Origin of the sequence: Bradyrhizobium sp. Ai1a-2 (genome assembly GCF_000426245.1) — a bacterium.
Taxonomy (GTDB): domain Bacteria; phylum Pseudomonadota; class Alphaproteobacteria; order Rhizobiales; family Xanthobacteraceae; genus Bradyrhizobium.
Window position 1 is genome coordinate 1 of sequence record NZ_AUEZ01000146.1, and the last position, 8,068, is coordinate 8,068.

Sequence of the window (8,068 nt, forward strand, 5' to 3'; positions counted from 1 at the left end):
CGCCGCCAGTCGTGCACCTGCTGGGGCCGGCAGCCATGGCGACGGGCGACGTCTGTGACAACCGCCCCCGGCTCGAGGCTTTCCGCGGCAATCTGTGCCTTCAAATCATCCGGCCACCGCTTGCGACCTGCGCCAGCATACACTTCGATACGCGGCGACAACGGTCGTCTTATGTCATCCGAATGGTCGTCCATTGTAAGCACCCTTGCTGAAGATGACTCTTCTAACGGTGCTCTTAAGACCCCGCACAAACAATCCGACGGGCCTCTGCGCTACGCTTACATTGCAGCTTATAACAAGATCGTCGCCGCCGAGCGCAGACAGCTCGACGACGGCAAGGACGAAAGCGGGTTCGGAGACCGCATCGGTCAGCTGCATCAGAAACATCCCGAGCTCCTTGAGCTCGCTCGCAATGAACGGGTGACCGCCTTCCTCCGATGGGCCTTCGATGACGATCCGATCGTATTTGGGTCACTCAATTTCGAGCGCGGAACGACGCAGGAAGCTCACATCGACGCAATATTTTTCTGGCCAGAGCCGAGCTATTCAATGGCCGGGTGCTGGGTCGCGCTCGAAGACATTCACCCTGACTCCGGTCCGCTCTTCTATGTCCCAGCGAGCCACACTTGGCCGTTCTATCGAAGCGACGATATCGTTAAGGCGCGCCCTGCACTGGACCAACAACGTACGGCGGCGCGCAGTCTGGATTTTCCGGCCGACAAACGCTCCAAAGTTGTCGCTGAGCTTGGCCATACATGGACTGAAGACTTCCGCGCGCTGGAGCGCTCCTACAGGTCGGAACGGCCGGCCCTGAACCTAAGAGCTGGCGATGTCGTGTTTTGGCATTCGCTGCTCGCGCACGGCGGATCGCCGCGGATCAATCCGAAGCTAAGCCGACGCAGCGCGGTATTTCATTTTGTCGGGAAGAGAACTCTGCTCTACACCTTCGAGCAGTTCATGCTTTACGATCGCGAAGAGGTGCAGTCACAGCCCCCACAGAAGTTCGATCTGCAGAGCTACAAGGGGCTGAAGTACATCCGGTACCCGTATTTCACGACCTATAACGGCGCAAGGGAGACGGTTCACCAGCTCGATGCGGGCGCGGACATTTCAAAGGCCGCATCGCCAGCACCATCAGCATGGAGAAAGACTGTCGCCCGACTGCTTGGGCGCTGATCAGTCGCATGACGGTCGTATGAGCCCTTGGACTTCAAGGTGCCTGCACTGGATCACCCCGGTATGGGCCTATTCGCAACCGCAACAATCTCGAGCGCAGCTCGCCCATGCGAGTTGCATTTGGATACAAGGCCGGGTCCGTCGGGGTAACGCGACCGTCCGGGGCAAATCCTGACGCCAAGCGAAAATTGAATGCTCTCACCTCCGAGTAGATTGGAAACGAGCGCACGTACGACACACAGGATACCAAGACGAAAAGTGTATATGCAGCAACGATCGCCAGATTCGTCCTGTTCGATGTCGACAGATATCCAAACGATACTCTGTTCAGAAAATCTCTTCGCTCTGCGAAAGCAAAATAGAGCATCGCGATAACAAAGAGCGATCCAGTCACCACGTATCGGCTTGAGTTTCCGTTGCGCACACCGAAGCTATCAAAGGTGACCCTCGCCCACCCCGTCCCGAGCGCGCTGAGCCCGACGAAGATGAATGTTCCGACCATGAAGATGAAGTGTGGGGGAGGATCACGGAAATAGGAGCGATAGACAAAAACAATATAACACGCAAAGAGGCCGATGACGGTACCGCATAGCGTGCTCAGCATGGTACCAAAAGGCGGCTCGAACATATTGTAGTATGGAAAATTGATCAGCGCCGCTACCGGCTGGCCTATGTACATGAGAGCAAACTGGACGACGCTCATCACCTGCGGATGCGCTGTCATGCCCGGTTCGGCAATGGGAAAATAGGTCCAGAGGATGGCTGCAATATTGGCAAGCCAGAATACTGTGACTTTGCCAGGAAGAAGTGGCTTAGAGGTTCTGAACTGAGCGATAAATGCCATCGTGAGCAGCAAAAATAACCCGTTTGTCAGCGTGTAGACTGATAGCCAACAAACGATGGCCATCAAGATATTCCGGGTCCATTCCCTCTTTTCGAAAGCGCTGACGTACAGACCGACGAGACTGAGCACTGCATTGAGATTCAGCTGCAGCATCCACGACCACCAATGATTGTTGTGGTTCGCGGGCGAGCAATAAAGAATCGTCACGACGGAAAATAACATCGCCTCGCTTGCAGTCATTTCCTTGGTGCCTGCAATGCGCCGAATGATCCTGAAGTGCAGAAGCAGGCCTGCGGCCAGGGTCATGTACATGTAAATGTATTCGGATCCGATATCCCAACGGGTAAGGATTCCGTTCAACAAAAAGATAAGCCGCACCGTTACTGGGCGCGTATGCTGACTCAAGGAAGTCAGGACATGCCACAGAGCTGGACCAAGCCCCTTTTCATAGTAGATACTGATTGTCTCTGCTTGTTCCCAGTGATCCCAGAATGGATAGGTGATCGCTGACAGCTGCATCATGATGAACAGGAATAGGATCGCGGCACATGCCACGGCAATCGGCAGCCAGAAGCCCAAGCGAGTGCGAAACGTGGCCAGCTGCATCAACTTCACCTCTTCGTCGGGCGCAGCAAGACGTCAACGTATTGACGACGCTCTGCCGCCAGATTGACTTCCTGGATTGATCGGGGAACTGCAGAGCCCTCGAGAAAACAGTTATATGCAAGATCACGAAAGTAAGACAGTAATGACGTCGGATCCGGCTCAAATGGCGCAATTCTGCTTGGCGAGTATTCGAGAAGGATCGTGGGCCTGTCTCGCTCGATAGTTCTCTTGCTACCTCTAATGACAAGCGGCTCAGCACCTTCAACATCGATTTTGATGACGCTTACGGGCAAATTGATATCGCTCACAATGTCATCCAGAGTGACGCCTCTAACATCTATGCCTTGGCTGGATAAAACGTGACCTGCTGGGTTCTTTTCGTCGCGGCTGAGCTTAAGAAGGCCCGCTCGATCGGATGCTGCGGCCTCGATGACACGCACCAAATTGCAGGAATTCACAAAGCGTCTGCGCAAGATCTCCGCATTGTAGGGATCGGCCTCAATCGCGAGAACAATTCCACCATTCGAAACGCTCTTTGCGAACGCCGTGGCATAGGTCCCGATGTTTGCTCCGACATCAATCGCGATCGTGCCGGGCACGATATCGTCGCATAAGGATCGAATCTTGAGATCGTCATCACGACGTTTGTATTGTTCGTATAAGTACCGGTACGCCGCCTGACCGATCGGAGTGTCAAGAACTCTCGTAGTATTTAGGGCGCCGTACGCAGCGCGAACTACTTTGTGGACAATCCACATTCCTCGCACCCGCTTTAATGAAACTACTGCCGGTTGTCTTTTACCTCCGCCGATCTGTCAACGGAATTCATCAAGAGTGTTATTTACGGGGTACTAGTCAGTTTGGACTGAAACCCGCGATGTCTAAGAACCATGTGTTGAGCGTGATCGGCTCGACTGCAACCATCACCAAAACAATCCAGCGCGGTGACTTTTCAGTCGAGCAACTGCAGAGGGCAATCGGCGGCGGATGCGCTCATCATCCCGTCGTCCCTGTCCGCGAAGGAGGACATGCCCGCGCGCAGCGGCTGGTCGGTCCGGTCGTATTCACCGCGCGGACCGAGGAGAAGGCAGCCGGATTTATCCTGATCGGTACATCATAGTCGCCGCCTCGGCAGTTTGTGGATGAGGTCGGCGGCCCGAGGGGCCAAAGAGCCAATGGCGGCCTTCGCAATGACCGTTGGGCTTCACCAGCGTTCATCCCGCATGCGATGGCCAAGCGGTTGGGAGGGGTATGAGCCGATCATAGTTTGGGGTATTCTGGTGAATACCCTGATTTCCTGGAGCTGTGATGGCCAGCACTCGCCTAACCGACACCATTCTCGAAACGCCCAGCGCGGCGATCCCCAATCTGGGGGCGTCGAAAGCCGAGATTCAGGCCCACTATGACCGCGAGCCCCGACTCTACGAGCGGTTCCTCGGACCCAATCTTGCGTATTCGGCTGGCATTTGGAACGAGCCCGGAAACCGCGACACGCTCGAGGCGGCGCAACTGCGCAAGCTCGACTGGCACATCGATATGTCTGGCGCGGACAGCGCGCAGCGTGTGCTTGATGTCGGGTTCGGCTGGGGCAGCCTCGTCAAGCGGCTGATGGTGCGCAGGCCGGATATCGACTATGTCGGCCTGACACTCGCCGATAACCAGGCCCAGTACGTGCGGAGCTATGCTCCACCGAATTTCGTGACCGAGATTTCGGCCTGGCAGGACTATCAGTCGAATCGCCCGTTCGACGCGATCGTGAGCCTCGAGGCGATGGAGCACTTCACCGGCAAGACTGCGGATCGTCAGCAGCGTATCGAGGCCTACCGGCTGTTCTTCGAGTTCTGTGCTCGCACGCTCAGGGTCGGTGGCCGGGCTTCGATCCAGGTTAACGGCTGGGGCAACATCGAACTCGGCAGCGAGGCCCGCCACATTGTCCAAAGCGGAATCGACGGCTTTTGGCTCGAGGGCAACCTGCCTCACGCCAGTGAGATGCTGCTCGCCAGCGAACACTGGTTCGACCTCGTGCATCTCGAAGGAAAACCGCGCGACTACATCTACACGCTGCGAGCCTGGTTAAGGAATCTGCGGAGCCAGGAGGCCGATCTGGTTGCGCTGGTGGGGCGCGAGATGGTGAGCGATTACATGCATAATCTGAAGACGTGCCTGGACGCCTATCTCGCCGGCGCCGTTACGCTCTATCGCTTGGTGCTCGAGCGCAAGGGACCGGTCGTCGGCTGAGCGGCAGCCCGCGCCGCAACCAGGTGCGGGGAAGGCACCCGCACCTTCGACGCCCAGCCCATGGCCGTGAAACCACGCAGCACCCAGTAGCCGGGGTCGATCTCGCCCCGGAAGAGCGCGAAGCTTGCCGACCAGGGAAAGGCGTGATGGTTGTTGTGCAGCCCCTCGCCGTTCATGGTGAGAGCGTTGACCAGCACGCTGTTGCGGCTGTCCTCGCGCGTTTCAAAGCGCCGCCCGCCGAAGCTATGCGCGATCGAGTTCACCGCCCAGGTGCAATTGAGTTGCCAGAGCGTGCGGAGCGGGCCGCCCGCAAAGAAGCCGGCCCAGTATCCATCCGCCGTCCCGTACCAGGCGAGACCGATGAAGCCGGGTATGATCCAACTGGCGGCAACCCATAGCCAATACCAACGATCAACCCAGCGAACGACCGGATCGCGGCGTAGATCGCGGACGTAGTCGACGTAGACGCAATAGGTGTCGGACACCACCCATCCAACATGGCCCCGGAAGAAACCCCGGATGGCGCCGACAATCCCGGTTCCGCGCGGGCGCGGCGAATGCGGGTCCCCGGGCCGGTCGCTGTATCGGTGATGCTTGCGATGGATCGAGACCCAGCCCAGGATCTGGCCCTGCATGGTCATCGCACCAAGAATCCCGAGCGCCGCGGCGAGCGCCGGTCGGGCGACAAACGCGCGATGGCAGAACAAGCGGTGGTAGCCGAGCGTGATGCCAAGTCCGGTGACGAAGGTCACGGACAGCAGCAGCAAAGGCTCAAACCAGGTGATGCCGTGGACGTAGAACCACCATACGCCGGCGACGCTGCCCGCCACCACCAGGACGAGACTAAAGATCGACAGGACCTGCAGCAGCTCAATGCGCAGACCGCGGCCAACGACTATCGTCGGCGGCCACCGGCGTTCAGCGGCAGGATATGTTTCCGACGCGTCCATCATGTGAGTGTTCGCATGAAGCGAGCTCGGTGTCACGCTGCTTTCCGCCGGCCGGTGTCGCGCCGTGCTCGCGACGAGCTGTCGCAGGTTCCAAATCGCATTCCGGCCCATTTTGGAATAATTTCAACCTGAGGCTTAGCGCAGTTCAAGCTGCCGAATCGCTCGACTCGGTGGGGCGCCCTGGTCCGCATGCCGCCAGACTTGGGCTATTGGAGGGCAGATTTCGCCCAATGGAACGCCCACAACGTTAGCGTGCTCAGACCCAACTCTCCACGATCTCCGACTCGTCGCCGGCCGAGTGTGGCATGCAAAGCAGGCCTGCCGCCTCGAACGCGTCCCGCAGCGTCTTCAACCCATCCTTCGGTCTCCGACCGCCCGCAGCATCACCTCAGTCGGCTGCGGCACCTCGCTGCCGCCAACCTCGAACATGCGCGCGACGTAGCAGCCCGGGAAATCCACCGGCTCGTAGATCCTCCACATCGGCAACCAACCGCGCTGCACCGCGTCCTGCTGGTTCTGCCGGATGAACTCCACGACCTTCGAGATGTCGCTCACGCGCTGCTCCTCTTCGTCTGGCTCGGCGATGCGCTGCAGCGACCGCCACCAATTCGCGGATGATCAGAGCAGCGAAAGCTGGGTCGCAACGCGGTGTCGGTGCCGTTGATAGACGTCGCGATCGGACCCGGGAGCGATCGACGGGAAGAAACGCATTACTCGCCTCCGCAAAGTGCTGGCGCAATCCAAGCCGCCGTGACGATAACCGTCAAGGACTCGCGGAGTCGCGCTTCGCGCCGACCATTGGGGAACCGCCCTTGAGCCTGCCCGTGGGCAGCCTGAAATAGGCGCGAGATGCCCGCCGGCGCTCCTTCCAAATATCGACACAGGACCGCCATGCGAGGAACAAAGCCCAACCCCGAATCCAGCGCAAACATCGCGGACGCTCACAGCTTAATTGATATTTGAGATCTGGAGCGCCAATGTTGAGTGCGGATGGGAATAAGCCGGCCGGAAAATCCAGCCAGCGCAAGGGAAAGACAGCACGGCAGGGCAAGAAGGCCGAGCCGGGCAAGAAAGCCGGAACACAACAAGTCCCCGAGCCGGCACCCGTGGCGGACCAATTGGAGGGCGCCCAGGAACAAATCAATCAAGCCGAACCAATCAATCAAGCCGAGCAGATCAGCGAGGAGACCAAGTTCAACGAGCCGATCAGCACACCGGTCGCGTCGATTGAAAGCGCTCCGGCTGAGGCTCCCGCGACTGACACCGTCCCGGCCCCCGCCATCGTATCGGCCGAGCCCGTCGCCGTGAGCGTTGCAACGATCGCCGATGCCTATAGCGACTACACCAGGAAGTCGCTGACACAAACCTTGTCCTTCCTGGAGCAGCTTGCGGGCGTCCGCTCGCTCGACAAGGTGTTTGAGCTTCAGACGGAATTCGCGAAGCAGGCGTTTGAGACTTTCGTCGCTGAATCGGAGAAAATTCGCAAACTCCACGGCGAATTGGCCAGGCAGAGAGTCGTGGGCTTCGAAGGGCTCGTCGCCAGGATCACCCAAACCACACTGGAGCTGCGCGCTACACGCCACTAGCAGCCACCGCGGCAGCAATGCCGATCATCGCGGCTAGCGGCTATTGCCCGCAGCCCGCACCGTGCATCCTAAGCGCACCTCTCAGGGCCCGGGGGAGGATGCACCATTGGCACACCTTGGGCGCACGGACTGCGGGCTGACAAGGACAACCGCCACAGCGCCGAGCCAGCACACCCAAGGGGGCAATTGAGGGGCACGGCGCGGGTACTGCAGCGGCCGCCACCCATACAGAACGCACGGACCGAGCAGGACCGCCGCTACATGCGTTAAGTGGCAATCACGAATTGTAGCGATGCGGTGCCGCTCGCTATCGAAATTCGGCAGACGCCTCCAATCGAGCAACCGTCTCCAGTCGCCCGTGAAGAAGTCTGATTTCAGCTTGGGACGAGCTGAAATCGGAGGATGAGCCTGACCAGGATTTGGTGCAACAAAAGCTCCAGCCAGCGGATGAGACGGCGGAAGTTGTATCCGGCGGCGGCGAGGACGGCGTTGGCGGCGTCGCCCTTGCGGTACCAGAAGTAGTTGCGCCCCATGCGATGCTCGGATTTGAGATGGCCGATGACCGGCTCGACGGCCGAGCGCCGGCGCAGCTCGCGTTTGATCCTGGGCGTCACGCGCCGCTTCTGGCCTGAGATGAACACCCTGAACTTGTAATCGGGTGGCGCATT

Annotated in this window: 9 protein-coding genes and 1 pseudogene; 4 read left to right on the forward strand and 6 right to left on the reverse strand. The window is 59.0% G+C overall.

Going from position 1 to position 8,068, the window contains the following annotated elements:
• Window positions 1–194, reverse strand: a 194-nt coding sequence (locus tag K288_RS51610; protein ID WP_152535947.1) for a transposase, incomplete at its 3' end; no start/stop codon positions are given.
• Here K288_RS51610 and K288_RS0141395 point away from each other — a divergent pair.
• The gene (locus K288_RS0141395) at window positions 172–1,176 is read left to right on the forward strand and encodes a phytanoyl-CoA dioxygenase family protein (protein ID WP_027584643.1); all 1,005 of its coding nucleotides are present in this window, start codon (window positions 172–174) and stop codon (window positions 1,174–1,176) included. The genes K288_RS51610 and K288_RS0141395 overlap by 23 nt on opposite strands.
• Window positions 1,177–1,210: 34 nt before the next feature.
• Here K288_RS0141395 and K288_RS0141400 read toward each other — a convergent pair whose 3' ends face one another.
• Both K288_RS0141400 and K288_RS50025 read right to left on the reverse strand, forming a co-directional pair.
• Window positions 1,211–2,626, reverse strand: a complete 1,416-nt coding sequence (locus K288_RS0141400) for a hypothetical protein (RefSeq protein ID WP_152535948.1) — start codon at window positions 2,624–2,626, stop codon at window positions 1,211–1,213.
• Between the two features lie 5 nt (window positions 2,627–2,631).
• Entirely contained in the window at window positions 2,632–3,384 is a 753-nt protein-coding gene (locus tag K288_RS50025; RefSeq protein ID WP_051335032.1) for an FkbM family methyltransferase, read from the reverse strand.
• A 119-nt stretch (window positions 3,385–3,503) separates the two neighbouring features.
• On the opposite strand from K288_RS50025, the gene K288_RS0141410 reads away from it, so the two are divergent.
• Both K288_RS0141410 and K288_RS0141415 read left to right on the forward strand, forming a co-directional pair.
• The gene (locus K288_RS0141410; RefSeq protein ID WP_027584645.1) at window positions 3,504–3,746 is read left to right on the forward strand and encodes a hypothetical protein; all 243 of its coding nucleotides are present in this window, start codon (window positions 3,504–3,506) and stop codon (window positions 3,744–3,746) included.
• A gap of 188 nt (window positions 3,747–3,934) precedes the next feature.
• Window positions 3,935–4,864 carry a class I SAM-dependent methyltransferase gene (locus K288_RS0141415; RefSeq protein ID WP_027584646.1) on the forward strand — a complete coding sequence of 310 codons (930 nt, stop codon included), beginning with the start codon at window positions 3,935–3,937 and terminating at the stop codon, window positions 4,862–4,864.
• On the opposite strand, the gene K288_RS48615 is transcribed toward K288_RS0141415, so the two are convergent.
• Window positions 4,822–5,817: an acyl-CoA desaturase gene (locus tag K288_RS48615; protein WP_160169079.1), complete on the reverse strand. Its 996-nt coding sequence runs from the start codon at window positions 5,815–5,817 to the stop codon at window positions 4,822–4,824. The genes K288_RS0141415 and K288_RS48615 overlap by 43 nt on opposite strands.
• A gap of 345 nt (window positions 5,818–6,162) precedes the next feature.
• Complete coding sequence (locus tag K288_RS0141425; protein ID WP_027584647.1) at window positions 6,163–6,369, reverse strand: hypothetical protein; 207 nt, start codon at window positions 6,367–6,369, stop codon at window positions 6,163–6,165.
• A gap of 422 nt (window positions 6,370–6,791) precedes the next feature.
• On the opposite strand from K288_RS0141425, the gene K288_RS51615 reads away from it, so the two are divergent.
• The gene (locus K288_RS51615; protein ID WP_027584649.1) at window positions 6,792–7,400 is read left to right on the forward strand and encodes a phasin family protein; all 609 of its coding nucleotides are present in this window, start codon (window positions 6,792–6,794) and stop codon (window positions 7,398–7,400) included.
• A gap of 374 nt (window positions 7,401–7,774) precedes the next feature.
• Here K288_RS51615 and K288_RS0141445 read toward each other — a convergent pair.
• Window positions 7,775–8,068, reverse strand: a pseudogene (locus K288_RS0141445) (IS5/IS1182 family transposase); the annotation flags it as partial.

What these genes read in the sequence shown, in the direction of transcription:
- K288_RS0141400 (WP_152535948.1), bottom strand. Translation starts at nt 2,626, where the DNA reads ATGCAGCTGGCCACGTTTCGCACTCGCTTGGGCTTCTGGCTGCCGATT.
- K288_RS0141395 (WP_027584643.1), top strand. Translation starts at nt 172, where the DNA reads ATGTCATCCGAATGGTCGTCCATTGTAAGCACCCTTGCTGAAGATGAC.
- K288_RS0141415 (WP_027584646.1), top strand. Translation starts at nt 3,935, where the DNA reads ATGGCCAGCACTCGCCTAACCGACACCATTCTCGAAACGCCCAGCGCG.
- K288_RS0141410 (WP_027584645.1), top strand. Translation starts at nt 3,504, where the DNA reads ATGTCTAAGAACCATGTGTTGAGCGTGATCGGCTCGACTGCAACCATC.
- K288_RS50025 (WP_051335032.1), bottom strand. Translation starts at nt 3,384, where the DNA reads ATGTGGATTGTCCACAAAGTAGTTCGCGCTGCGTACGGCGCCCTAAAT.
- K288_RS51615 (WP_027584649.1), top strand. Translation starts at nt 6,792, where the DNA reads ATGTTGAGTGCGGATGGGAATAAGCCGGCCGGAAAATCCAGCCAGCGC.
- K288_RS48615 (WP_160169079.1), bottom strand. Translation starts at nt 5,817, where the DNA reads ATGATGGACGCGTCGGAAACATATCCTGCCGCTGAACGCCGGTGGCCG.